Source organism: Paenibacillus sp. 1SOY10, from assembly GCF_056836745.1.
Window position 1 is genome coordinate 670888 of sequence record NZ_JBXENK010000001.1, and the last position, 24913, is coordinate 695800.

Consider the following 24913-nt stretch of genomic DNA (forward strand, 5'->3'; position numbering starts at 1 on the left):
TGAACACGGCGAGGCAGACCCGAAGAAGTTATCTTAATCTCCCGGTCTGCCTCGCTGTACATTTAATGGGAGCCTGTAATCCCCCGATGAGAAGCTGTTTTCTACTCATCCTGTTTAGCTACTAAATGGGTTGTACAGTTATATAGCTGACAATCCCAGCCGTTTTCATTTCTATTCAAAATCGTTAAGGATGCATTTTCCAACGGCTCTTCCATATTAACTTGAGGGATAAGCTTCTTTAAAGTCAGCCCGATAATGGCTCCGTGACTTACGATCAACACTTTTTTGTCAGCATGTCTTGCAGAAATTTCGGTGAGACAATTTACCGCTCTTGAGATTATTGCATCAGCAGATTCTATCCCAAGGTCCAGCTTAGACCAGCCGTATCCCCACTTGTTAACTCGTTCCTGTTCAGTTGTTCCCTCAATAAGTCCACAGTTCATTTCTCTTAATCGTTGGTCAATGTTCACTTCCAAATTTTTGCTCATCGCTATAATTCGGGCGGTCTCCAATGCTCTTGATAAATCACTGGAATAAATATAATCCCATTCCTCACCTATCATCCTTTTAGCCAGTGACTCTGCTTGCCTTCGTCCTTCTTCATTCAATGGGATATCCGTGTGCCCCTGTGCTCTGTACTCATAATTCCAATCGGTTAACCCGTGCCTAATCAGTCCGATCATGGTCTTAATCTCACTCTCATTTATATTTTTTAAACACCAAACTGCTTCAAATGATGGTCTAAATGCTTGTAAATCCCCTTCCCCCACTCCTCAGCAGTGAGTTTTCCGAAAAATGGATGCAGTTGTGCATTACATTTCGCTGAACCATCGCTTTGAAATGTTGTGATCTTTTGCTTCAGATTTTCTTTCTCTAGCTCGAACTCTCTTGAATCTGTAATCATAATGCTTGACATGGTAGACATATTTTGCGGGAGGGGCTTGTCATTATAGAATAGAGATTTCACAAACCTCCCTATGAATATCCCTAACCAGCTTCTCGGCTCATGGGCATTTCCTACGGCAATCTCTTGAAATGCGGAGCAGTGAGCCAGCATCTGCGCGGCGTTCATCTTCCCCCATAGCGGCTGTGAGTCTGATTGCAATTGATCAATCCGACCTAGAACCTCTTTAGTTGAGCTGGCATCGAAAATACTTTTCATTAAAACACTCCTCCATGATTATGTCCTTTTCATTCCCTGAATACGAATCCACTTTTTCGTTGGGTTTTCATCTATCTTTACATCCGAGAAGCCTGTCTTAAGCAATAACTGCTCCATGTCTTCCTTGGTCTGATAAGATTTCATATGATAATTAATCTTGTATAACTCGGCTGTTATTAAGAGGCACCCTTCTACCTTTAGCACTCGAAAGATTTCTTTCAGACTGTTCTCCATGTCTGGCCAGAAATAATGGGTCTGAAATGCAGTGATCATATCAAAAGTATTATCTGAAAAGGGAATGTCCGTCACAGAAGCCTGTTGAATATGTACCTTTCCCTCTGCTATATCCGCTTTGTTCGCTCGTATAGAATCTTTGACAGCCTGTTCAGAATAATCAATACCGTATATTCTCGCCTGTGGGTTCCATACGCATAATAGTTGTATCGTTCTTCCGCCTCCACAACCTACGTCCAGCATAACCGAATCTTCTCTGATCCTTATCTTTTCCCACGCCCATACATTCATCTGGGTATGAGAGGTATTCATGATACTCAACATGAGTGACCCAATAAATCCACGGGGATGCTTCGCCTGTCCTATTAGCTTTTTTAATAAATTCAACCTGTCTTCCCTCCTCACCTATTCTAGCTCAGTATTGAAGAAACGCCCCAGCCCTAGATAAACTTTTATCTTAGACTGAGGCGTTGGTCAGATCTTTCAGAAAGTAGTAATGCTCGTACCCACGGGGCATTAGGAATGATTGCAAGCTCACTTATAATAATCCTCCAATATTTGTTTATTATCGGTTACCACTATTCGCTTCCCTGCATATTTTTCCGTTATGTCCATTATATCGCTTAAATTCTCTTGATTGAATGTTCGATTCCATACAAATAGCATTTGATATAAGTTCTTATAAGTTTGTTTGTAATTCCATTTTTCCAATCCTAATCGAGTACGAATGAATCTTTTAATCACCCTATAATCCCTTCGGAATTTATTTGGGCATATGATATATATCTTGTCTGCATGTTCAAAACTCTCTTGGCCCCACTTATGATGAACACCTTCTATGATCCAGGATTCTTTATGTATAATTTCATTCAGTTTGGAATCTCTAATTTCCGTGGGGTATTTTTGATAAGGTTGACTCCTATCCCATACCAAATTATCAAGTTCACAATGTGTAATTCCATATTTCTTCGACAACTCCCTAGCAATATAGGATTTACCACTACCGCAGGGTCCAATGATACGAATTTTTATAAGGCATTCCTCCTTTACAATTTACAGCCTGTACTTGCTAAACTTGAAGAAATGCATTACGAATATATGTGTTCCATAATTTTCATTATTGTCTCATCTACATTCTTTTTCGTTGTATTTATTTTGTAGGTTTCCATTTCATCATACAACTTGAGTCTATGGCAACTAGTTTCGATTTGTTCAACTGTTCTATAATCGAGTAACATCCGTTCTCTTAGAGATTCCTCAGAACAAGTTAATGTTATTGGGGTTAATCTGAACTGAAAATCTGAAATACGGTCCAGCAGCCTCTGCATGATTTCTTCTCTATGAAGTACCCAATTGAATATGATGTAATCAAAAGTTGAATTATTTAAATAATTTCGAAGTAGGTACACAATATTATTTTCAACCATCTTTGTGTTCTCTTCGGTAATTATCCATGGATTCATCATCCAACACCAATCCCCATCGAGCCAAACTGACCTCTCTAGTGATTGGTACAGTTTTTGACTTACAGTCGTCTTACCAATTCCCGCCGGGCCATTGATTATAATTAATTGCTTCAATAAATTCACCTTCTTTTAAATGCCGTATAACCCAAGTATGATTTTGAATTTCTTTGTACTTTTAGCCTGAATTTTTATGCCTTCTTTAAGATCAAGAATGACAACGGTTCTTCTTATCCAAAATCTTATGTATATCGATTTAAGTTTAAAAGGTCTAACTATCCCTTTGAATTCAACTTCTGTTCCATCTCCGTTCTCTATTTCCGTTCTAATGAACCACGTGTTGCCAATCCCAATCTCAATATATTTATTCAAAAAAACTCTCCCAAAAATTTTTATATTATACTATTGTTGGCACCGGAATTCGTTTGCAATTCCCAATTGCCTTCTTATGGTTGTCGAACACCCTCAAAAACTCCATATTTATTAGGCTGCCAAGAACGTTTCTCAAAATCTATTTATAAGACTCGTCTATTCTTATATAGCCGCTCACTTGATCTTGGGTCCTTTGGAATATGCCGGATTTATTATAGTAATTTCCTTCTGCTGTAATAATCTTGTCCTGTTCAGTCCCCAATACAACTCCGATATGATCATTTGGACCATTGCCTAATATGTTATCAAAGAGGATAAGATCTCCTGGGTTAGGAACGAATAATGGATCATTTAATGGATAATAAAATTTATGTGATTGTCCCCACTCTAACCAAGCTCCTACCCATGCAAAATTGCGTGTAACTGGTTTTGGATATCGAACAGGTAATTCCAAGCCTGCTTTACAGCAACAATAATATACGAAGGCAGCACACCAATCGAAGCCTACATCAGGGTTCTCTCTGGGAAAGGCATCTAGGATAGGTTTCAGATCAGGTCCATACTTATCAGCATTACCTATGAGTGGCCTTGAAGCTAGTTCTTCAGCTATTTCAGCTAAAATTCCCCTTCTCATCGCTAACTCTTCCCCTCTAATTTTCAATTATTTCTTGGCTTCAACAATCATTTCTCCTTCTCCCGAAGGTACTTCAAACCCTTTAAGATATGAGGACAATATTTCTTCTGTTATGGTAAATGCAGCATTAGCATCAAATCGTTGGCTACGGATACGAAGTCGTTCTCGTAAATCATTAGGATGGACTTTTAAATGAATAAGTCTCCATTCCCCTCCACCTTCTTCAATCAGCTTCTTATATTCATTCCGTCTCTTTCGCTGCCAGAAGCTAAAATCAACAACCACATTGTGCTTTTCATTCAGAAGACTTACAAGCTCATCACGCAGCTTTAGTTCGGCTTCAACTTTAAGTTGCTCATACATTTCTATGGGATAATCGATGCCATAACGACCCTTCGTAGCCCAAATCTCTTCGTCAATGGACAGACGAACAAAACCTCTCTGTTCCAATAGTTGGGCATAGGTTGTTTTACCCGAACCCGCCACACCACACATCATGACTACTAAAGGAACAGAAGTATCGGCTTGACTGGTAACATGTTCTATTCCAGGATAGTCAAACATCAGAATCCTCCTCCCACCCTTGAAACGCTCGGCTTTTATTCCAACATCAAGTTCTTAGTATTGTTACCACATTATTTTTTTGTTACTTATCTTTTTAAGTCAGTCTGTTTCTGATCAGTCTGATTTGACCTCTATGATTGAGTTCATCCTCGAAAACATGGAACCACATAAAATAGTAATTTGCCTTTTGCTCATACCAAAAATCCTCTTCTGTATATAACCATTCATCATTAACAGATTTGAATAATTTGAGCGTTTGATTTCTTACCTGATCTAATTGATGGATGTAGTAATCCAAAGCATGACCTTTGATTTGTTCCTGTCCTACTTTGCCAAGTTCAAGTGCAGGGCCCCAGATTAATAATTCTTCTTCATTCAGATCTCGCTTTTCAAATGTAGATACCTGATAGGCATATTCAACTGCCGCAAAGTGCGATAATAAAGCACCTATAGAATTGCTTTTGGAATCTAGCAAAAAATCGAGTTCAGCTTGCGTTAAGTCCTTTACTGCTTCTAACGTTGTAAATCTTGCATATTTCATCATAGATATCAGTCTAGCAATTTGAGGGGTATAGCCAGGGATATCGGTTATCATCAAAAGATTTTGCATATTCAGCATAGGTTCTACCTCCAAGGTTTCGGTTCGTTACTGTAAAAAAGACGGTTAATCCACTGTTACAGCACTATCCTCCCTTTTTTTAATAATATTATGGGCAATCAAAAAGAAAATGAGATTATAAATTAAGCTGTACGATAATGTAAATAGCCATATTCCAAAATCCCAAGGGAAAATAACTAGCCCACCAAAGTTGGTCATTGTAGAATGAAAAGCGTAAAAGACAACTCCAAGCCCGATAAGCATCTGTCCTATCATCCAAATTATAAAAAAGCTCGATCTTCGTTCTCCTCGGCAAAAAAATACTATATTCAATATTCCAATGACATAATAACCAATAATCCATGTCAATATAGATCCTAATGAAAGTACTCCAGACTTTTTTGCCCCAGCTATAACTATGTACCGATCTAAATAGTGAATGGTGAAGATTAATAATAGTGGAAGCAACATATACACACTCATAAACACAAGAAACCTAGGAAGATATCTCAATCAAAAGCCCTCCCCTCCGCAGTTCGCATAATCTTCCATAACAGTATATTAGACGCAGTAGAAGCTAATCCTTTTTATAAAATACATTAAAAAAGAAATAAGAGACCCCTGATCTATCAGGAATCTCCATTGCTCTTGCTTCACGCTATCTATCATTGCTCTTCTACCACAGTTTTTCTAACCTGCTCTACACCTCTAACCCCAAGGCCTTCTTGACCTCCGGGATCGACAGACCTTCACTGCGAAGCTGCTTGATTAGGGCTATGCGCTTGACGGTGGATTCGCGGCGGTAGCGGCGCGTCAGGTTCTCTTCGGCCTGCTCAAAGGGCAGCATTCCTTCTTCCGTATAGAATTTCAAGGTACTGTACCGGGCAGCGGTTAGCCTTACCAGTTCACCGATCGTCACGAACTCTGAGGATTCGATGGCTTCCATGGGACGTTGTCTGGACATAAGTGTCTATCTCCTTTAGCTTACCTTCAGGGTCAAAGTGGACGTTTCGGAAGTAGCCGCACCCCTTGAATCGGCACGCGCATCGTTACCAAATGCGGAACCGCTTCGTAGATCAAGTTATCAATTTTAATTGTGGGGATCTCCCCCTCTCGTAATACCGTAAAGGCATGCCCTTGAGACTCTAGCCGTTGCTTTACCGCATCCAGTCGATTTTGGGAATTAGCAAACCATGCCTCCGTTTCAATAAAAACAGCCTGCGACCGCTCCAGCAAGGGGAACAAGAACAACATGCCCCTACCGACTGTCGTTTGCACAAAGGCTTTTTTCCATTGTAAAAAATGCTTCACCGTCATGCCCCAGTTCTGCCCAATTCGTATCCAGAAGAGGCTATGTGCCAAGGGATTTGACTCATCCAACTCGTTAATCGTTAGTGCCACCTGGTCCAATTCCTGCCCCGAGAACAGATCAGGTAGACAGCCGCTTTCGCGCAGCAACCACAATAGACAAATGGTTTCATCGCTCACCGGACCGTCTTCCAATACTTCCGCACGTAGTCCTTCGACAATACCCGTGTATTCAGACAATTTGCTGCGATACTCCTTTATCGCCACGCCTGAAGACTCAAACAACATATCGCACCCCAGCAAATGGGGAATTTCCTCCATCACTCCAAGATCCGTGAGCGAGCGAGTCATGACCTCCTCCAAATGCATGAGCTTTCGTTGCGATAAGGAAGATGCCCGCTTTAACCACCAGCGTAATTGACCATGTCGTCCCGGCTTCCCACCTTCCAGCCAGTTTATTACATAATTCTTGTAGACTTCTACCCCACTGTCACCCGAGCCATGCTCGCTGCGTCCTGAATCCGTCAGATGAAAATCCAACTCCAATTCTCTCTGTCCTTGATCAGCAGTAGCCCGGAGCTTTCCTTCCAGATAACATTCCAACACCACCGCCGTAGCCAACACGCGAAGCGCTACCTGCTTCACCACTGTGCTATGACTACTTCGTTGTGCATTTAGAGCAACCATTGAGAAACCTTGGGCCAACGTAAAATCTGCCATTACCAATCTCCCCCATCTACCTGTCATGGAGTGACCTGACCTTCCCAGGTGCAAGGAAATGAAATGTGTATCACTATGATGAAAGCGGGTCACCCGTCCATAAAAATTTTTCATTCAACTTATTACTTACTACTTATCACTTACTACTTATTATATATGCTTTTCCTTTCCAAATGTCAACCAACAGAGCAAAAAAACGGTGACCCCAACCCGGCTCCCAGAAGGAATGCTTCTAGTTTAGAAGCTTTTCTCCCGCAGATACCAGTGTTACGAGTCACCGTTTCACACCTTAACCCATCTCAAATCTTCATCTATCCAGTATTTTTAAGGCAAGCTTGTGATTTTATCTTCTATCGGAGTTCTTGGCTTCAGGGCTGGAATTTCAGCCGGGTAACCAATGCCAAATATCCCAATCACGTCCTCAGACTCCGCTGCACCCAGAATTTCACGATTATGGGCTGCTGCTCCCAATGAGGACCAGAAGGTGCCTACGCCAGCCTCTTGCGCAGCGAGCATAAAGTTCTGCATGAAGCAAGCGGTCGCCATGACATTCTCATCGCGCTCTAAAGCGGTCGCTCCAGACTTGGACAAGATAGCTATAACTACGGGTGCACCACCAAAATCTGTCTTATGCTTGAGGCGTCCTCTGGTCTCAGGCCCCACAATCAGCACCCGCCAAGGCTCCGTCATCCGGTGGTTCGGCGCGTAACTCGCTGCCGTCAGCCAGGATTGCACATGCTTCTCGCTAATGGCATCAGGCTTGAAAGTCTTAATATTTCTACGTCCCATAATTGCATCAAGTACCGACATCACTATCTCTCCTCTCTATAATGGCAACTTTATCATAGCACGCATTGGCCAATACTAACTAGTGGACCGAAGTTATCGAATTTAGTCCTATATTTTTGGTACTGAAGACTCACACGATTTCTTGGGCATTATTTTATAATTGTAAGCTAAGCTGTCGATTTCCTTCTGCAGCGAATTAAAGTGATGAAAGGTGGTAGTTTAACTTGCAGAGAACTGTCGGCCCCCTCATGTTGAAGGCGATTGTAATTCTTGCCGCATGTATTTCCTTCTTGATAGCAACGTCTTCGGCCGAAGCAGCACAGGAGAAAATAAGCGTTTACGCCGATAAGAAAGAGGTTGTTTTTGCTGTATCTCCTACCACAGACAAAGCTACAACACTGGTGCAGATGCGTCCATTGTTTGAATCGCTCGGCATCGATCTCAAATGGGATAACCATACTAAAACGGTGACAGGACAAAAAGGTGACTTAACCTTTACCCTGATCATGAATCAAAAAACGGCTGTGGTTAACGGCAAAAGTATTTCACTCACCGTACCTGGTCGCGTGACTAACGGTCATACGTTGGTACCTCTGCGCTTTGTAGCGGAAGCCACTCAATCCATCGTTGGTTGGCACGGCGCTTCACAAACCATAAGTATATATAGTAGAGAATATATGAGCATACTTGGCTTGTCTGACCAGCAGGCTCAGCTGCAAGTGAATGCCGGCTTTAAGCCAGCCTCCTCCAGCAAAGGCTTGCGTGGTCTCTACGCTAACAGTTCAGCAGATTTACTGGGTAACAAAGGATGTCAAGGCGTGTGCTGGAATTATTTATATTTCATTGACGACAGCAGATTAATTGATAAGGAACCGATAGGCGGATGGGAAACGGTCCATTGCACCAAAGACCAATGCTCTTCCTATGAAATCAAGAACGGAGAACTGGTCATTGATGGCAAAGTACGCTACAGCTATGAAAAGAGCGCAAACAACCATCTGATACTTGATGGAGAAGTGTATACGTGGCACGAACCGCTTCATCGACCAAAACTAGATGGCAAATATAGAGCCAGCAATTATATTGGAGATGCGCTGGGTACTAGCTTGACCACAACAAGTACCATCATTTTTCGGCCAGATGGAACATTTCTTGATGATAAATCAATCAGTATCCTTACCGACGGCTCGGACATTAGTGGTGATGGCACTGGTATCTCCAGCACTCATATGACCGATGCAGAAGGAGCAGGTCGATATACCGTCATTAACCATACCATTCTACTTGAATACAAGGACGGTAAAACTGAAAGCTGGTTGTTCTTCCGTCCCGATTTAAACGATAGAATGTACAAAATTGGCGGGCAAGATTTTCTCTTGGACGATTCCTACAACCCGGACGAGACTAAGCCAGATACAAGTAAGCCGTCGATAGATAAGGAAGACGATACCAAGCAACCTTTGTTTGAGGATAAGCTGACTACAGACAAAATCGCCAACAAGACAATCGTCTATCAAAAGCATCCTGGAAATAAGAAATCACTAGGTGATATTGGTATCGAGTTGGCTGGATACCAATGGGCGGAACTGGAGGTCGAACCTGGCAAGCAAAGTATGTTCCAAAACTTTGGAAGCGACGATATTGTGGCCTTAACAGTAAAATATATCGTGAACAACAATTCATCGACCAGTGTAGACCTCTCGACCTTGCAAGCATTAGTATGGAATACTTCCGGCCGTGTATCGGACACCCCGGAGCTCTCACCTACAGTAAGTAATATTGTAGATACTGGCAAGAGCACGGAGAAGCTGGCGGTCTTTTTATTTCCCAAAGAGAAGCTTGAAGAATTAGACCAGCTTGAGATCCTCTTCGGCTCAAAAGCTGCCACAGGTAACATTAATTTTAACGAACCTATACTTGAATTTGATCTTGACAACCCATTTTGACTCTTTCTGGAGAATTTTCTTCGGAGTAGTAAAACGCCATTCGTTGTCAGGGTGCAAGCAAAAAAGTTGGACGGAGATACCTCTTCCGTCCAACTTTTTTTTACTTCAAAGAAGAACCCTATGCAAGTCAAAATGATGAGGTTAACAACGACTATACCCACAGTTGCTGCAGGTCTTGCAGCCCTCCACATTGATCAGCGAAGCAGAGCCGCAGGACGGACACAGGTCAAGAGAAGTTGCTGGAGCCGTATGGCTTCCTCCTGAATGGTGAACCTCAGAGCTACCCGACGTCTGAATGGAAGTCGTTTGTTGCCAATCATTAGAGTGGGCTGCAGGCTGTTGGCGGGAAGCCAAAGTCGCTGCTACCGGAGCCGGATCATGCCCGTCATGAGGGCCATGACCCACATGCATCTCCAGCGCCTTGGCTACCGCATCAGCAATCGATTCCACGCGATTGGCACCGAAGCCAATGGCTCCCGTACCGCCAATGCCCTTGAGATGCTTGATCAGCAGCCCCACCTTCTCCCCATGGTCTCCATATCGCAGGAACAAGGAGCAGACCCGCCCAAGCGCCTCAGCCATGGCAAACACATCAGAGCCCGCTTTGCCGACATTAAGGAAGATTTCCCCCGGCGTGCCGTTCAAATCATTGATCGTAATATAAGCCATCCCGAAGGGAGTATTCAGCTTATACGTAGCTCCCTGCAACACTTGCGGCCGGCGCTTGTACGGGGTGCTGGACGATCTGGACAACCCGGACGGTGCAAAATTGCTGGGTAATAAGGAATCGCCAGGTTCCGGCTCCGCCTTGGTATCAGCTTGCTCCATGGTCCCAACCTCGTTGACTGATGGTAGCTCTGCCTCTTCCGCCTTCGCTTCCTTCTTCTCCGTTTGCAATACCTGTACATCCCGACTGCCATCGCGGTAAATCGTCACACCCTTACAGCCCAAATCAAAGGCCAGCTCGTACAATCGTTTCGTCTCTTCCACCGTGAAGTCCGCTGGACAATTTGCCGTCTTGGAGATTGAGCTGTCTACCCAGCGCTGAATCGCTGCCTGCACGCGGATATGATCCTCGGCGGATAGACTCATGGCTGTAACATAATAGTCCGGCAACTCCTCTCCCGGATGGGCATCCATCCATTCCTGAGCGATCGGCACGAATTGCTCGTCGAAGCCAAGGCGACTCTGGCGATAATATTTGAACGCAAAATACGGTTCAATGCCTGTTGAAGTACCAACCATCGTTCCCGTACTGCCGGTGGGCGCTTGGGTAATGATGGTAACGTTCCGAATGCCCTGCTGGCGAATCGCCTCCCCAACCTCGGGGTATACCTCCGTCATCACCTTCATAAATCCACTCTGCAAATAAGGGTCAGCCTCAAATGCCGGGAAAGAACCTTTCTCCGCAGCAATATCTGAAGAAGCCAGGTAGGCCTCCCGAGCGATAAACCCATACAGCTTATCCAGAAATTCCAGGGATTCCGGGCTACCGTATCGGATGTTCAGCTTGATCATCAGTTCGGCCAGTCCCATTGTCCCCAGACCAATACGTCGTTCATGCTTCTGATTTTTTTCATTTTCCTCAAAATGATAAGGCGTCTTATTGATTACATTGTCTAGGAAGCGGACCGAATAACGGGTCGTCGTCGCCAAATCCTCCCAATCCACATCGTGGTTCGCCTCGTCATAGAACCGGGATAAATTCATCGCGGACAGATTGCAGACACCCCAACCTGGCAAGCCCTGCTCGCCGCACGGGTTCGTACAAATAATCGGGTTAAAGTACCAGCTATTTGACATCTGATTGTAATACTCCATAAATACGACGCCTGGCTCCGCGGACTTCCAGGCCGATTCGATAATCGTATGCCAAATCTCCCGTGCCTTGACCGTACGATAATGGTTTACCCGTCGGCCCGCCGCCTTCCACTTATCGAGATCACCGTCCCAGACGTCATTGTAATCTTCATCGGTTGTGTCCGGGAAGACCAGTTCCCAATCCAGATCTTCCTTCACCGCCTTCATAAATGCATTACTCACGCAGACAGACAAATTCGCATTCGTCACCTGTCCCATCGTCTGCTTGACCGTGATAAAGTCCAGCACATCTGGATGCCAGTCGTTGATCATCAGCATTAGCGCCCCCCGGCGACTGCCGCCCTGCTCAATCAGCCCTGTCGTATAGCTGAACAGCCCTCCCCAGGATACAGCACCGCTTGATGAGCCGTTCACGCCCTTCACCACTGCTCGCCGCGGTCGCAAAGAGCTTAAATTGATACCAACACCGCCTCCGCGAGCCATAATCTCCGTCATTTCCGACAATGTCTCCATGATCCCGCCTCGGCTATCTTTAGGGGATGGGATGACATAACAATTAAATAAGGTAAGCTCGTCGCTGGCCCCCGCTCCGGCAGCAATCCGGCCCCCCGGTACCAGCTTCCAATCATCCAGGATATGCCGGAATTTGGTCTCCCATTCTTGCTGGAGTTCCGGTGTTGCCTCCACCGAGGCCATAGCGTTCGCCAGGCGATCCCACATTTCCTCCGGCGTCTTCTCTATATTCAGCGTCAGCTTCTCCACATCCGTCTCCACCAGTTCCCCGGTGCGGGTCCGAACCGTCGCCATAAGTCCTTCCCGGGCGACAATCTCCCCAACTTCCTTCGTTGGGAATTTCGGATCGTCCTTCGTCAGCACAAGAACCACATCGCCCACCTTGGCGTGACTGGGGTCCGGATTTTTCCACGCGTAACGATCCAGAAATATTTTCTCGCTTAAGCCTTCCAAGCGTTGTTTTGGCACAGGAATCTGGTTCACCTATAAACACCCTCCTTGATAAATTGCCATACTTATAGAAATTAAGATCAGCCAGCAATTAAGATCATCATATGTAAAAAAACACAATATATTGTGTGTAATCACTATTATACTACACTATATATTGTTGTCATTGGAGAAAGAAGCGATTTTTCCGGCTTGTACTGAAATACACGCTGGCCTAGTAGCCGTTTCCTCCCGTTTTCTCAGATTTCGTTCTTCTCAAGCTGAGCTTAGCTTCCCCGCTGCCTGCTGCCCACATGCAAACAGACGGATAACCGAGCGATTTACGTTCAAGGTTATGAACCCCCTCTTTTTCGTCCATACTACACCTACATCTGCCATCCGTCAGAACAAACACACAAGCTATAAATCTTGTTTCATTTTAAAAAGTTTAGGTGAATACGCACCATAAGGGAGGTTATCCATCTTGAATCCGCATCCCCCTAGCCCCAAGGATAGCTCCGTAACGGAGCAGGCCACAAATACCCGTCTTTCCCCCGAGTTTGACCGTAACTGGTTCAGTGAATTAACAACTCGGCAGCAGAAGGGTGGCCCTTGGGACGACTGGAAATTGTTTAACCTTGCCCTTAAGGCCGAAACGGCCTCACTCGTCACTAGCTTTGAAGAGATGCAATGCCTGAAGCATTTGCAGGAAGTGACCCCCCTGCCACATCAGACGGAAACCGCACGCAAAGTGCTGTTTGAAATGCGTGGACGCGCCATTCTCGCTGATGAGGTGGGGCTGGGTAAGACGATTGAAGCGGGTTTGATTTTGAAGGAATATATCATACGCGGACTCGTTCGCAAAATATTGATTCTTGTTCCCGCATCCCTGGTCCTCCAATGGGTACGAGAGCTGAACCAGAAGTTCGGCATTCCTGCGGTGGCACAGAAGAAGGAGCATTCCTGGCAAAATGACGTTGTCGTTGCTTCCATGGACACGGCCAAGCGCGACCCGCATAAGAGCATTCTGCTCAGTCAGGAATACGACATGCTAATCGTCGATGAAGCCCACAAGCTGAAAAACAAGAATACCACCAATTACCAGCTCATGCTGCAATTACGCAAGAAATACTGTCTGCTGCTCACCGCTACTCCGGTTCAGAACGATTTGAGCGAGCTTTTCAACCTGATTACGCTGCTCAAGCCGGGCCAGCTTGGTGGACATAGCGACTTCTCGGCGAACTTCGTCGTTGATAAGCGGCTGCCCAAGAATGAGGGTCAGTTGAAGGACGAATTGTCCAAAGTAATGATCCGAAATCGTCGGGGCGACGGTCAGCTTGAATTCACCAAACGGATCGTTCGGAATATCGATGTGGAGCTCTCGCAGGAAGAGAAGAAGCTCTACGCCGGGGTGACCTCCTTCGTTAAGGATCAATACCATGCCGCTGGCGGTGATATGAACAGCATGTTGTCGCTTGTCACCTTGCAGCGGGAAGTATGCAGCAGCCGGGACGCCGTGTTCGTTACCCTGGTTAATCTCTCGAAGAAGCTCGACCCCGACTCTCCGATTCGGGATCGGATCTGGGAGCTGGTGGACCTCATTCGACAGATTGGGGCCAATAGCAAGGCCGAGAAGACCATGGAACTGGTGAGGGAAATGAACGACAAGGTTATTGTCTTCACCGAATACCGGGCCACTCAAGAATATTTGTTAAAATACTTCCGCGATCGCGGCATGACGGCTGTGCCTTACCGAGGTGGCATGAATCGCGGTAAGAAGGATTGGATGATGGACCTCTTCCGAGGCCGGGCGCAGGTCATGATTGCTACGGAAGCCGGAGGCGAAGGCATTAACCTGCAATTCTGCCACCATATGATCAACTTCGATCTACCCTGGAACCCGATGCGGGTTGAACAGCGAATCGGAAGGGTCCATCGGCTGGGCCAGACGCAGGACGTCAAGATCTACAACTTGTCCACGCAGGGAACAATTGAAGAGCATATTCTCCATCTACTGCATGAGAAGATCAATATGTTCGAGAAGGTCATTGGCCATCTGGATGTCATTCTGGAACGGTTTGAGAAGAAGCATTCTTTGGAGAAGAGCATCTACAAGATGATTCTGGAATCCGGCAGTGAAGATGAAATAGCCAGCCGCGTGGAAACCTTAGGCCGAGAATTTAACCATATTCAATCTGAGCTGGATGCCGAAGCGAACACAACTGAGCCAGATGGCGGACTTCAGCATTTATTGGGAGGGTGACCGGGCATGTCCATGACCCATGAACAAATTCGCGACTTTGTCATGACCTATCTGGAAGCAACAGAATGCAAGATTCTGGAGAAGTCACCACATCACGTTACGGTCAAACTCTCCCCTCGCGCTGACCGCGACCTGACGAACCGCCCTTACTATTGGGGGTTCATTGAGCGAACCGGCGCCGAGCCGGAGACCATGTCCTTCTCGTTCATCTTCAATCCGGAGCAGCATCAAGCAGCCGAGAAAAAGGCACAAGCGGAGGCAAACAGGAATAGCGGGCCTGCTTCAGCAGGAGAAGCTCCTGCCGAAGAGGACACCATCCTGGGCCGTTACTTTGGCGGAGTCAGACCGCTGCCTATACTTGGACCGGGACGGATTCAGCGAGAAGAGTTGACCTTCGGTAGCCCAAGGCTTAAGCAAATCTTTGAAGCGGCCCGTCGCGGCGGAAGATATGTCTATCTGTTTGAAGAGACAGCCGCTCGTCAGCGCTTGTCCCTGTTGCCTGCGGCTTATGAACCGTGGCTGGGCGTTTGCTTCAAGGTTGAATTCTGCTGTGATATGAAGCGGGAGGAACTGCACAATTACGGGATTTCCCTACTAAGCGGGAAGTTGGATGAATCGTTCCAGGATCGGCTGGCAGCTACGAATCTCTCCCCTCGTCTGCCCGAGAACGTGCATATTGAGCCCACTGAGTTGACGCTTGACGAAGGTCGTCAAGCTTTGGAGGCAAGGATTACCGCCAAGTTGGAGAGCTATGACGAGAGCTGGGCGACCGCAGCCAGAGAGCGATTGAACGATGAACTTGCTCTCATCGACGCCTACTACCGCGACTTGCTTCAGGACCCTGATCCCGAGCGAGCCGCTGGTGCGCAGGAGCAATACGAAGCCAGACGCAGCGAAATACGCTGGCAGTACGAGCCGAGAATTGTCGTATCGGCTTTGGGCTGCGGCATCTTTCATCTACGTTCGCCACTCTAACCAGAAATAGACCTGACTCGCTAAAAGACCGCAAAAATAGAAGCGGATCATGCCGGCGCCGCGCGACAGGTTGCAACATCCTTTTCGAACCGGCTTCGGTACAATGGACAAGCAGCCAATGTCTCATGGCATTTAGCACCGATTAATCCCTAGGGAGGCGACAAACATGCCTATCGGAAAACCGGAAATAACGTGGTCGATCACCTGTAAAATAGTATTGTGCGCTACGATGATATATAGTGCGGTAAGCTTACCGTATAGCGGAAGCAGCTCTGCCGAGGCTGCCCGGGCAGCAAGCGGCACAGTCACCCTGGCTGCGGCTGGGAGTGGCGAACTGGGGCTGGAAGGCGCCTTGGCTCGGCTAAGCGGCGAGCAAGCGCCTGAGGAGCTGCGCCGCTTTGCGGCAGATGCTATCAGCAAGCTCGCCACCGGTGAGCCCTTCACCGCCTGGGCTGGCGCCAGCGCCAACATCGAGCCACTGGGGCCGGGCACCCATAGCTGGCTCGTCACCATCACCCCGCCGGGCGCTGCGGCACCGGACGGGGATACGGCCCAGCCGCCGCCAGCCTCGGCGGCGCGCGGCTACCTCATTATCTCCGCCACAGAGCGCGGAGATTACAAGCTGGTCGAATACGGCTTCGGCACCTATGCCGTATTCGACCAGGCCCTGCTTGAGGCCGCGCTGCGCGAAGGCGGCCTCGGCGCAGCCGAAGCGGGACGCGAAGGCGCCGTCCCGCTCTACGCCGGCCCGGCATTGACCGCGTGGAAGGTTCGCCAGGATACCGGCGAACCGCAATACGTCAATGCCGCTGACGGCGAATGGCTACCCGAGACCCCGGGTAGCTGGGACAAGCAGGCGGCGAAGTATACGCCGCCCCGCCAGGCCGCAAGCAGCCGCAGCACGCTTGCGCCGGGACGTCTCGCGCTGACAGCCGAGCGCTTCGACCCCTATGACAACCTGCTGTGGATGACGGGCGAATCCGTCGCCGTGGACACCAGCAGCTTTATCGCCAAGCTCAAAGCCAGCAAACAACTGGTCTTTGCCGCTTCCGGGCAGGACCGTACCTACTCCTTCCCGCTGGCGGTGTACGGCTACCAGACCTGGACCGGAGACAGCTCATCTCAAGCCTCCGACCCGGGAAATGCCGTCTATGCTGTCACCAGCTCGGACAGTACCATCCGCGTCATCGCACTCGACGCTTTAACCAGCAGCGGTGAATTTACCACATATTAAACAAAATCAGTGATTCATGTTTCAGACGGGCAGGCCATAGGCAATCATTCTCTCCAAATACACAAAAGCAGACCCCTTCTCCCTTTCGGGAATACAGGTGGCCTGCTTTTGTTCTGTATTTCATCTGTTCACCTTGGCGAGAAACATCCTCACACTCGGCTGCGTCCCGGTTTCGACTCGGCTTCCTTCACTTTCCTGTTCCTCCGGTTCACTCGGGGCAATTCCTTCGCCCACAAAGAGAGGGAGAACGGAATCATACCGAACCAGCGCCGTGTCCAGGGCTCCTTAGGCTTAGAGCGTTCACGACGAACTTCCCGTGGCGTCTCGACGTAATCCACAACCCGTTCCGTAATGTACTTGACCAACTCGTCCCCTTTGGCCATGGAGAGAACCTCCTTTACGCTGTAGCTGTCTTTTGCTATCAGTGTGTCCGGGTTGGCCACTTTTTAACCCCGGCTCGCTTCCCCACATGCATGATTTGCCCCGCCTAGGTTCAATCTATAGAAGCATGGTGAACAACAAGCCAAACCGCGTGAAAGGTGAGATTTATGAGACAAACTGCCCTTATTTTGCTTGCCCTGCTGCTCACGCTTCCCCTTGCTTTGGCCGGAATAGCCCCGGTCGCAAGGGCGGAGGTCGAGGGCGACTTCCGGCATGCCTTCCCTGAGCCAGTCATTCTGATTGATGCGGGGCATGGTGGAATCGACGGAGGCACCTCATTTGAGCAAATTCTGGAGAAGGATATTAATTTGGACATCGGACGCAGGCTGTATCTTGTACTGCGCAGCCACGGCTACCGGGCCATTCTGAACCGCACGGGTGATTACGCCCTGAGTGATGATAATCGCTGGTCACGCAGCCGCTCCCGCCATCTTCGCGATCTTGCTCAGCGTAAGGAGTTAAGCGAGCAGGTGCCTGCGGTTATTGTAGTCAGCCTGCATGTCAATTGGGGCAAGAACAAGAGCAGGCGCGGCCCACTGGTGCTGCATCAGAACGAAGGCCGGAGCGCTTACCTGGCGAATGCCATCCAGCAGTCTCTCGAACGACTTTATGATCCGAACGTACAGGTATCACGCATCCCTGAGCTTGGCAAGCCTTTCTATCTGCTGAATCACATTGACTGCCCTGCCGTCATCGTGGAGACGGGCTTCCTGAGTAACGCAGAAGACCGCGCCCTTCTTACGAATGGGCGCGGTCAGCAGAGAATCGCCGAAGCATTGTACCATGGAATTATGGAATACCTTACGGTAATGTGAACCCCGGTCCCGGAGATACTCCGGGACTGATCTGTTCCTGGGCAAGCTGGCTAATACCGATAAACTTAACGCCGTCTGCCTGCATCAGCGGAATGTACTTCTTCAATACGGCGGCTGACTTTCGGCCATGAACACCAACATGTCCAATCAATACACAGTTGTCTCGGTTCTCCAGCAATTGCTGAGCCTTCCGAAGCTGACCCGCCATATGGTTCTCGGTATGCAAATCATCCAGGAAGAGATGATTTTCCAGTTGTGGCAGTCCCTTCTCCAGACTTAACCTTCCAACGACGGAACGATAGTTGGTCTTACTGTCAACGAAGAAGAGTCCACGTTCTCGGCATACCTCCAGAATGACTGACATGACCCGGTCGTCTCCGGTCACCTTGGAGCCCATATGATTATTAATCCCAACGGCATATGGCACTTCATCGATGGCCGCTTCTACCCGTTGTCTGACCTCCGCATCTGTCATCCGGGTGAGGATCGCGCCGGGACCCAGCCACTCCGGCCTTCCTTGCTTGGGCTCTAGCGGTAGATGTACCAGCACATCATGACCAAGCTCATGAGCACGTAGCGCATCCTCCCGGGAGGTTCGCAGAAAAGGCATGACCGCAACCGTCAAATGAATCGGCAAAGAGAGCATTTCCTCCGTGCCACCCATATCGTTGCCAAAATCATCAATAATGACTACCAGCTTCCGGGACTTTTCCACAGCAGAAGCAGAAGGTAGAAGCAACGTAGGAACTGAAGCTTCCACCGTTTGCAAGTTAACTTGCAATCCGCCGCCAACACATAATCCAGCTATGATGATGAAGGTTAAGCATCTCTTCTTGACTAACATGGATATCAAGCCTCCTCCATGCTAGTATGACTGTCCCTTCCCGGAAACATGCGTTCTTCGCTTTGGATTACAGATTAACCCAGGCGCCTCCAGCCTTGGCCGATTGCTCCTCGCCTTCCACCAGGGCCACCGAATCTGCTGCACTTTCAGGCGTACAAATCACGATATCTGCATGGTTCTCAATCGCACCGATAAAGTGCTTCAATTCGCGATAGTATCCATCTTCCGCAGGCAGTTCAGCCTTGAAGCCAGGTTGATCATTAGGATTAACCGTGACCGTCCCGCCGTCAAATACGATGTTGCCCCGCTCAAAGTTAACGCGGTAGCCCATGTAAAAGCCATGATCCCCTTCCAGCGTCCAGTCTACCTGCGAGTTAATGACCTTACCGTCCGGATAGGCATAATGTGTAGATGCCATGTCATAGCCGCTGCCCGGAATCACGTTACGTCCGATGGTGGATACTTTCTCCGGTGTTCCGAACAACCACTGAATCATATCGGTATCATGGATATGCATATCCAACAAAGCGCCGCCGCTCAAGCTTTCGTCCAGGAACCAGTTCTTTGGAGCTCCCGAACCGCGATAGAAGTAACCAGCCGTCACCTTACCGAAGCGTTCCTCTTCAATGGTTGCTTTCAAATATTCATAACCCGGCCAGAAGCGCAGACATTGTCCAATCATCAACTTTCTGTCGTGCTTGCGGGCCGTTTCGGCCATCTTGCGTGCATCAGCAGAATAACGGGCCATTGGCTTCTCGCAGAACACATGATAGCCACGCTCCAGCAACGAACACGCCATCTCGGCATGGATGTAGGTTGGAACAGCCAGGTCAATCATATCCAGTTCTTCCGCAGCTACCATCTTCTCGATGTCATTATATAACCGGTAAGAAGACAGATCATAAACCTCCTGACCTGTAGACATATTCCCGCCTGCTTTGCTGTCCTTCAATTCATCGATAATCAAGTCACAGATGGCCACCAGTTCAATCTGCTGTCCTTCTTTCATCAGACGTACATAATTATCGAAATGCATACGGCCCATAAAGCCGAAGCCCACCAATCCAATCTTCAACATATCGCTTCCTCCTCAAAATAAGAATAATACCACTTCGTTTCTCCAGAATCCCTACGACCCTCCGTGACATAAATGCCTGTTGTCAAGCTCTAAACTACCTTCCCAGAATAGCGTCCATAGCCGCTGAGGTATTGTAAATAATTTGATGCGCATGATGCTCGTAATGAGGAATCATTTCAGCCGTAACATAGTTGGTATAACCTACCTCTTGAAGGGCAGCTACGACGGCAGGGTAGTCCACGTTACCGGCCAGCAGATCTACAAATCCATGCAGTCCACCCGCTTCACAACGGTAATCCTTGAAGTGAACCTTCTTGATACGCGAGCCCAGAATCCGGACCCAATGCTCTGGATACCCCGAGTACACTACATTGCCGATATCCAAATAAGAGCCGACATAAGGTGAATTCACAGCATCAAGGAAGCCGCGCATTTCCAGCGGAGATAACAGGAATTTATTCCATACGTTTTCGATCCCGATGGAGACGCCCACTTTCTCTGCTTCCGAGGATAGCTTCGTAATGGCCTCCAGCGCACGGTCGTAAGCTTTATCATAAGGTACAACCTCGGAGCCAGGAATAAAGTCTACGCCAACCGCCCCAGGAATAACCAGAATCGCATCTACACCCAATGCTGCCGCCAGCTCCAACTGCTTCTTACAAACATCGGCCGCCTTAATCCGATTGGACTCCTGCTCGCTGGTCATGGAATAGGACCAATACAAGCCAGTAGCCAGACCGCAAATTTCGAGTCCTTCGTCGTCCAGTTGACGGCGGATTTGATTCACCTCTTTGTCAGTCGTCTTGAGTCCCATCTCACCGTCTTCATTGAGGGATAGCTCGATCCCTTCGAACCCGGCCGCTTTAGCTACGCGAATGCTTTCCGCAATGGTTGTCCCTTCGGGGAAAGACCAAATGTTAATACCCTTCTTCATCGTAAATTCCTCCGTTTTCTAAATTTATATAAATGGAATACTACCTCACAAACTGCAACCGGCCAAAATGGGAGGGTATATGAAAATTGACCTCGCCTGTTGGCCCCCACGCCTGATACTCTCTGGTTCCATCTGGCTGTTCGTCAATGCGATAGAAGTTAACCCGCCACTCCGTCCCCGCCACCGGGGCTGGAGCAAAGTCCCCCCAAGGCAGCCGTAATTCATAGATTCGTCCATAGGACTCCTCGGCAACGACATTCGTGTCCAACCGCTCCATGTTCCAGGAGGTATCGCCCTGAATCCGTCCATCCTCAGCTCGCTCAATCCAGGCATCGAAGATGACATTTAACGGACTGACCTCGATTTCGATGTAACGTTGGCCTTCACCGCTCACGTCAATGAACACTTCCACGACATCCTGCTCATACAGCGGATCGTCCCGATTTTCATAATGAGATATCGCATATGAATCCTTGCACCGGAATTGAATGTGCCACGCTTCGGTTGTCCAACAAGTACGTACCTCCGTTGGCTCCTTGACCGCCTTCCCCGTAACCGTATCAACAAGGGGGACAGGTGTGATTTGATTCCAGGGGATACTCTCAGGCTGATCTATCACAAGCTGCTTGCACAAATATACCGGCACATTGATGCCCACCTGCAAAACCGTTACAACCACCTCCTATTTGCATTTTTCCGTTGGATAGTTGCTTGAGTAATTAAAGCTAATAATTGTGGTTTACATCTTTAATTATATTGATTTAATTGAAATAATTATTTAGCGCAAAAAGATAATTTTTGTCTTATTCCGTGATAATATAAATGGAAGTAGGTTCATTACAGGATAAGGAGGAACCACCTGATGAGTGAGGAGTACATACCAACCGTCAAGACGCAACACGCCCCCTTTACCACCTGGTCGCCAGGCATTCATTACGCCCAGTTCCAAACCCTTGCCCCTTGCTATTTTCCGGTGAGAAGACTCTATGATTTTGAGCTGCTTTATGTAGCCCAAGGTGAGCTCATCACAACCATGCATGGGCAGCGTTATGTACTGTCCGCGGGACAGCTCATCTTTCTGTCACCCGGGATTTATCATCAGAATGAAATTGTGGGCAGGCCGGAAACGAAACTGCTGGGCATTCATTTCGATTTTTTTGGCGAGCTAATGATTCGCAGAGAGGAGGATTTGATTGTTGGGGAGGATGAATTAGTGTGGAACAAGCTGGCTGCTGAGCCGGTCATCGGGGCAACTCCAGCCTTCTCCACCGATCCGCTCTATACCCCGTCCCTGGAATGCGTGCAATTTATGGAGCAACTTATTCATGAATTCGCAAGACGCGATCTGGGTTATGAATTGGTGTGCAAGGGACTGATGCTGGAAATACTCGCGCGCCTGCTGCGCTCGCAAATGACCCGGCGGATTGCTGGTGTATCAGAGCATGGCGAACGAATTAAGCGGCTGACGGAGCGGATGGACGCAACTCCGGCGGAAGACTGGTCCAATCGGCGAATTTCTGCCGAATTGCAAATGAGCATCGATCATGCCGCGAAGCTGTTCCGTCAGGTCGTAGGCGTTCCTCCCGGGGAATTTGTCAGAGGCCTGCGGCACCGCGAGGCGTGCAAGCTGCTTCGGGATACAGAATGGACAATTGAGGAAGTAGGCGCACAGGTGGGCTACCCGGATATACACCATTTCAGCCGATTATTCCGAGCCAATGAAGGAATATCGCCCCGCGCCTACCGCAAGCTTTCCAGTATTTTGTAGAAGCACTGCGACTATCGGCTTATTTTCAGCAGCAGAGGCTGCTTGTGGTGCAACCATTTTTGTCACACTTCGTACAATTTAATTAGCAGAATACAACCGGTGTAAAAGAGCAAACAGGTGCGAGGAGAGTGGAGCATGAGTCTTATCCAGTTAAAATGTCCAAATTGCGGGGGCCAAATCAATCAGAAGAATGACGATGTGTTCCAATGTCCCTTCTGTAATACAGAGCTAATCATGAAGAAAAATCATGTGTATCATGTCGACCAGACCATTAACAACTACTACGGGACAACGCCCGCTCAAGTGCGGCCAGCACCAAATACGAAGTGGATTGCAGCCCTGGTTCTGATTATAATGGCTGGATTTCTGGCTTATATTTTCTTTAATAGCGCTACCTCGGTCAGACAGGAAGAGGCGCGGGTGACTGCGGTGCGCACGATGCCGGAGAGCCAAGCGCTTCTCTCCTTTGTGCAGCAAATTCTGAACAAGGGGAAGGCGCAGCCCACCACCGAGAACTTGGCCCAAATAACCTCTCTTTCGGTGCAATATATTGATAACCAGTGGCATTTTACTTACAGCCTGAAGGAACCATCTACTGATGGAAGCAGTGCCCCGCAGGTATATGTGATGCAAGACAAACTGTTAAATACCCAGCGCATCGAGCAAAAGGATTTCGAGGCGTTTACAGGTCTTACGTCGCTTGAGTTCAATAATACCTATGAAATCAACAAATCTGAATCACTTAGTCTCGCTCATTTGCAACATCTAAAGAGCTTTGGCGGGAGCTTTAATGAATCTTTCCAGCAGGCAGCCGCCTATTTGGGCGACAAATCCCGCGTGCAATCGCTCACGACACAAATCCGCAACAATACAGAGCTTGCACTATTACTTGAATTTAAAAATCTGCACTCCCTGAATCTGACTTATGTAGATGAATCTGTGACAGACTTTCACTTGCTAGGTCAACTGCCCTTGGAAAGCTTGACCGTCACAGGGCTCGATGATTTCAACTGGATCAGCGCCATAACCAATCTGAAATCTTTAGGAATTGGATATAGTGAGGCGACTGACTTCAATGCCTTGTATGGGCTGACCGCACTGGAAGAACTGCGTCTTCGCTTTGACTCCAATTTGAAAACGTTGGATTTTGTGGCCAATATGCCCAATTTGCAGCTTTTAGAGTTAACAAACAGCAATATTTCCAGTCTGGAAGCATTGCGCGACAAGAAGTCTCTGACCCGAGTCTACTTGTCCTCCGTACATCAACTGGATCAAGTGGATGTACTGAATTCTCTCCCCTCACTGAAGGAAATCAGCCTACAGGGGTATTATGGCAAAGCCGCGCAACTGCAATTGACACATCTAACCAAGGCAGAACTCCCGATTGGTTTTGTGACAAAACTGGACGCCCCTGCCCTTCTCTCGTTAACTGTGGATGCAAACGACGAGGAAATGCCTTTGTCGTTACTCCGGTCCTTCCCTAAGTTGGAGCATTTGACGATTAGCGAGGCTTATCCTCTTGTGGACATTCAAGCGCTGAATCAATTGAAGAACATGCATACACTTGTGCTGGACGACATGTTTTTTGCAGAAGGAGTACGCGATTTGTTTACATTGCAGCAAGTCACCACGCTTGACTGCCATGAATGTATCCTCACCCTTGATGATAAAGAGCCCATTACGGATTCGGGACTGGAGCATTTACGACTGAGCAAGCCTTCTTTCCGGGTCGATCAGGACTATGTCAATGAACTGGACAAAGTGATGCCCTACTTCGCCGGGTTGACTTCACTGCAATCCTTCTCGATGCAGGATAGTATGATGCAATCGCTGGCCTTTATGGAGAACTGGCAGCAAATAGAAGAGCTCCATCTGGAGAACAATGCCATTACAGACTTGCAGCCGCTTATCCAGTTGCCTAATTTAAAACAGCTTTATCTCACAGGCAATCCGGTAAGAAATGCAACGGTGTTAAGCGAGCAGGTTCATGTGTATTAGCCCACCCACG

The 24913-nt window shown here is 47.9% G+C and carries 25 protein-coding genes; 7 read left to right on the plus strand and 18 right to left on the minus strand.

Translation table 11 applies throughout. The features are described 5' to 3' along the window. Nucleotides 1–101: 101 nt before the first annotated feature. The 12 genes from AC1VOR_RS03230 to AC1VOR_RS03285 form a co-directional block, all read right to left on the minus strand. Nucleotides 102–683: a histidine phosphatase family protein gene (locus tag AC1VOR_RS03230; protein ID WP_482615830.1), complete on the minus strand. Its 582-nt coding sequence runs from the start codon at nucleotides 681–683 to the stop codon at nucleotides 102–104. A 29-nt stretch (nucleotides 684–712) separates the two neighbouring features. Then, complete coding sequence (locus tag AC1VOR_RS03235; RefSeq protein ID WP_482615831.1) at nucleotides 713–1162, minus strand: DUF1569 domain-containing protein; 450 nt, start codon at nucleotides 1160–1162, stop codon at nucleotides 713–715. An 18-nt stretch (nucleotides 1163–1180) separates the two neighbouring features. Next, on the minus strand, nucleotides 1181–1783 hold the full coding sequence (locus AC1VOR_RS03240; RefSeq protein ID WP_482615832.1) for a class I SAM-dependent methyltransferase: 603 nt from the start codon (nucleotides 1781–1783) through the stop codon (nucleotides 1181–1183). A 147-nt stretch (nucleotides 1784–1930) separates the two neighbouring features. Then, nucleotides 1931–2449 (minus strand): AAA family ATPase, encoded by a 519-nt coding sequence (locus AC1VOR_RS03245; RefSeq protein WP_482616388.1) that lies wholly within the window; start codon nucleotides 2447–2449, stop codon nucleotides 1931–1933. A gap of 35 nt (nucleotides 2450–2484) precedes the next feature. Next, on the minus strand, nucleotides 2485–2976 hold the full coding sequence (locus AC1VOR_RS03250; protein ID WP_482615833.1) for an AAA family ATPase: 492 nt from the start codon (nucleotides 2974–2976) through the stop codon (nucleotides 2485–2487). Between the two features lie 15 nt (nucleotides 2977–2991). Beyond that, nucleotides 2992–3231, minus strand: coding sequence for a DUF3977 family protein (locus AC1VOR_RS03255; protein WP_482615834.1), 240 nt, complete (start codon nucleotides 3229–3231; stop codon nucleotides 2992–2994). Between the two features lie 139 nt (nucleotides 3232–3370). Next, complete coding sequence (locus AC1VOR_RS03260; RefSeq protein ID WP_482615835.1) at nucleotides 3371–3865, minus strand: CHAP domain-containing protein; 495 nt, start codon at nucleotides 3863–3865, stop codon at nucleotides 3371–3373. Between the two features lie 27 nt (nucleotides 3866–3892). After that, a complete protein-coding gene (locus AC1VOR_RS03265) occupies nucleotides 3893–4429 on the minus strand; it encodes a P-loop nucleotide/nucleoside kinase family protein (RefSeq protein WP_482615836.1) in 537 nt (178 codons plus the stop codon). Nucleotides 4430–4523: 94 nt separating this feature from the next. Next, nucleotides 4524–5048 (minus strand): DinB family protein, encoded by a 525-nt coding sequence (locus tag AC1VOR_RS03270; RefSeq protein WP_482615837.1) that lies wholly within the window; start codon nucleotides 5046–5048, stop codon nucleotides 4524–4526. Between the two features lie 679 nt (nucleotides 5049–5727). After that, complete coding sequence (locus AC1VOR_RS03275; protein WP_482615838.1) at nucleotides 5728–5991, minus strand: helix-turn-helix domain-containing protein; 264 nt, start codon at nucleotides 5989–5991, stop codon at nucleotides 5728–5730. 32 nt (nucleotides 5992–6023) lie between these two features. Continuing rightward, on the minus strand, nucleotides 6024–7055 hold the full coding sequence (locus AC1VOR_RS03280) for a hypothetical protein (protein ID WP_482615839.1): 1032 nt from the start codon (nucleotides 7053–7055) through the stop codon (nucleotides 6024–6026). A 324-nt stretch (nucleotides 7056–7379) separates the two neighbouring features. Continuing rightward, on the minus strand, nucleotides 7380–7865 hold the full coding sequence (locus AC1VOR_RS03285; RefSeq protein ID WP_482615840.1) for a nitroreductase family protein: 486 nt from the start codon (nucleotides 7863–7865) through the stop codon (nucleotides 7380–7382). A gap of 203 nt (nucleotides 7866–8068) precedes the next feature. On the opposite strand from AC1VOR_RS03285, the gene AC1VOR_RS03290 reads away from it, so the two are divergent. Further along, on the plus strand, nucleotides 8069–9790 hold the full coding sequence (locus tag AC1VOR_RS03290) for a copper amine oxidase N-terminal domain-containing protein (RefSeq protein WP_482615841.1): 1722 nt from the start codon (nucleotides 8069–8071) through the stop codon (nucleotides 9788–9790). 141 nt (nucleotides 9791–9931) lie between these two features. Here AC1VOR_RS03290 and AC1VOR_RS03295 read toward each other — a convergent pair whose 3' ends face one another. Beyond that, entirely contained in the window at nucleotides 9932–12607 is a 2676-nt protein-coding gene (locus AC1VOR_RS03295) for an adenosylcobalamin-dependent ribonucleoside-diphosphate reductase (protein ID WP_482615842.1), read from the minus strand. A 430-nt stretch (nucleotides 12608–13037) separates the two neighbouring features. Between AC1VOR_RS03295 and AC1VOR_RS03300 the strand changes: the two genes are divergently transcribed. The 3 genes from AC1VOR_RS03300 (at nucleotide 13038) to AC1VOR_RS03310 (ending at nucleotide 17025) form a co-directional block, all read left to right on the plus strand. Further along, a complete protein-coding gene (locus tag AC1VOR_RS03300) occupies nucleotides 13038–14816 on the plus strand; it encodes a DEAD/DEAH box helicase (RefSeq protein WP_482615843.1) in 1779 nt (592 codons plus the stop codon). Between the two features lie 6 nt (nucleotides 14817–14822). Further along, nucleotides 14823–15791 carry a YqhG family protein gene (locus AC1VOR_RS03305; RefSeq protein ID WP_482615844.1) on the plus strand — a complete coding sequence of 323 codons (969 nt, stop codon included), beginning with the start codon at nucleotides 14823–14825 and terminating at the stop codon, nucleotides 15789–15791. 166 nt (nucleotides 15792–15957) lie between these two features. Then, on the plus strand, nucleotides 15958–17025 hold the full coding sequence (locus AC1VOR_RS03310) for a hypothetical protein (protein ID WP_482615845.1): 1068 nt from the start codon (nucleotides 15958–15960) through the stop codon (nucleotides 17023–17025). A gap of 149 nt (nucleotides 17026–17174) precedes the next feature. Here the strand turns inward: AC1VOR_RS03310 and AC1VOR_RS03315 are convergent, their stop codons facing one another. Continuing rightward, complete coding sequence (locus AC1VOR_RS03315; RefSeq protein WP_482615846.1) at nucleotides 17175–17408, minus strand: YqzE family protein; 234 nt, start codon at nucleotides 17406–17408, stop codon at nucleotides 17175–17177. Nucleotides 17409–17573: 165 nt separating this feature from the next. Here AC1VOR_RS03315 and AC1VOR_RS03320 point away from each other — a divergent pair, with 165 nt between their 5' ends. Next, nucleotides 17574–18281, plus strand: a complete 708-nt coding sequence (locus tag AC1VOR_RS03320; protein WP_482615847.1) for an N-acetylmuramoyl-L-alanine amidase family protein — start codon at nucleotides 17574–17576, stop codon at nucleotides 18279–18281. Here AC1VOR_RS03320 and AC1VOR_RS03325 read toward each other — a convergent pair. From AC1VOR_RS03325 to AC1VOR_RS03340, 4 genes are all read right to left on the minus strand, one after another. Then, the gene (locus tag AC1VOR_RS03325; RefSeq protein WP_482615848.1) at nucleotides 18268–19125 is read right to left on the minus strand and encodes a divergent polysaccharide deacetylase family protein; all 858 of its coding nucleotides are present in this window, start codon (nucleotides 19123–19125) and stop codon (nucleotides 18268–18270) included. The genes AC1VOR_RS03320 and AC1VOR_RS03325 overlap by 14 nt on opposite strands. A 67-nt stretch (nucleotides 19126–19192) precedes the next feature. Further along, nucleotides 19193–20203, minus strand: coding sequence for a Gfo/Idh/MocA family protein (locus tag AC1VOR_RS03330; RefSeq protein WP_482615849.1), 1011 nt, complete (start codon nucleotides 20201–20203; stop codon nucleotides 19193–19195). 94 nt (nucleotides 20204–20297) lie between these two features. After that, on the minus strand, nucleotides 20298–21137 hold the full coding sequence (locus AC1VOR_RS03335; RefSeq protein ID WP_482615850.1) for a sugar phosphate isomerase/epimerase family protein: 840 nt from the start codon (nucleotides 21135–21137) through the stop codon (nucleotides 20298–20300). A gap of 40 nt (nucleotides 21138–21177) precedes the next feature. Beyond that, nucleotides 21178–21783: a carbohydrate-binding family 9-like protein gene (locus tag AC1VOR_RS03340; RefSeq protein WP_482615851.1), complete on the minus strand. Its 606-nt coding sequence runs from the start codon at nucleotides 21781–21783 to the stop codon at nucleotides 21178–21180. A 216-nt stretch (nucleotides 21784–21999) separates the two neighbouring features. Here AC1VOR_RS03340 and AC1VOR_RS03345 point away from each other — a divergent pair, with 216 nt between their 5' ends. Together AC1VOR_RS03345 and AC1VOR_RS03350 are read left to right on the plus strand one after the other, a co-directional pair. Further along, nucleotides 22000–22905 (plus strand): helix-turn-helix domain-containing protein, encoded by a 906-nt coding sequence (locus AC1VOR_RS03345; RefSeq protein WP_482615852.1) that lies wholly within the window; start codon nucleotides 22000–22002, stop codon nucleotides 22903–22905. A gap of 135 nt (nucleotides 22906–23040) precedes the next feature. Continuing rightward, entirely contained in the window at nucleotides 23041–24903 is a 1863-nt protein-coding gene (locus AC1VOR_RS03350; RefSeq protein WP_482615853.1) for a leucine-rich repeat domain-containing protein, read from the plus strand. Nucleotides 24904–24913 lie beyond the last annotated feature (10 nt).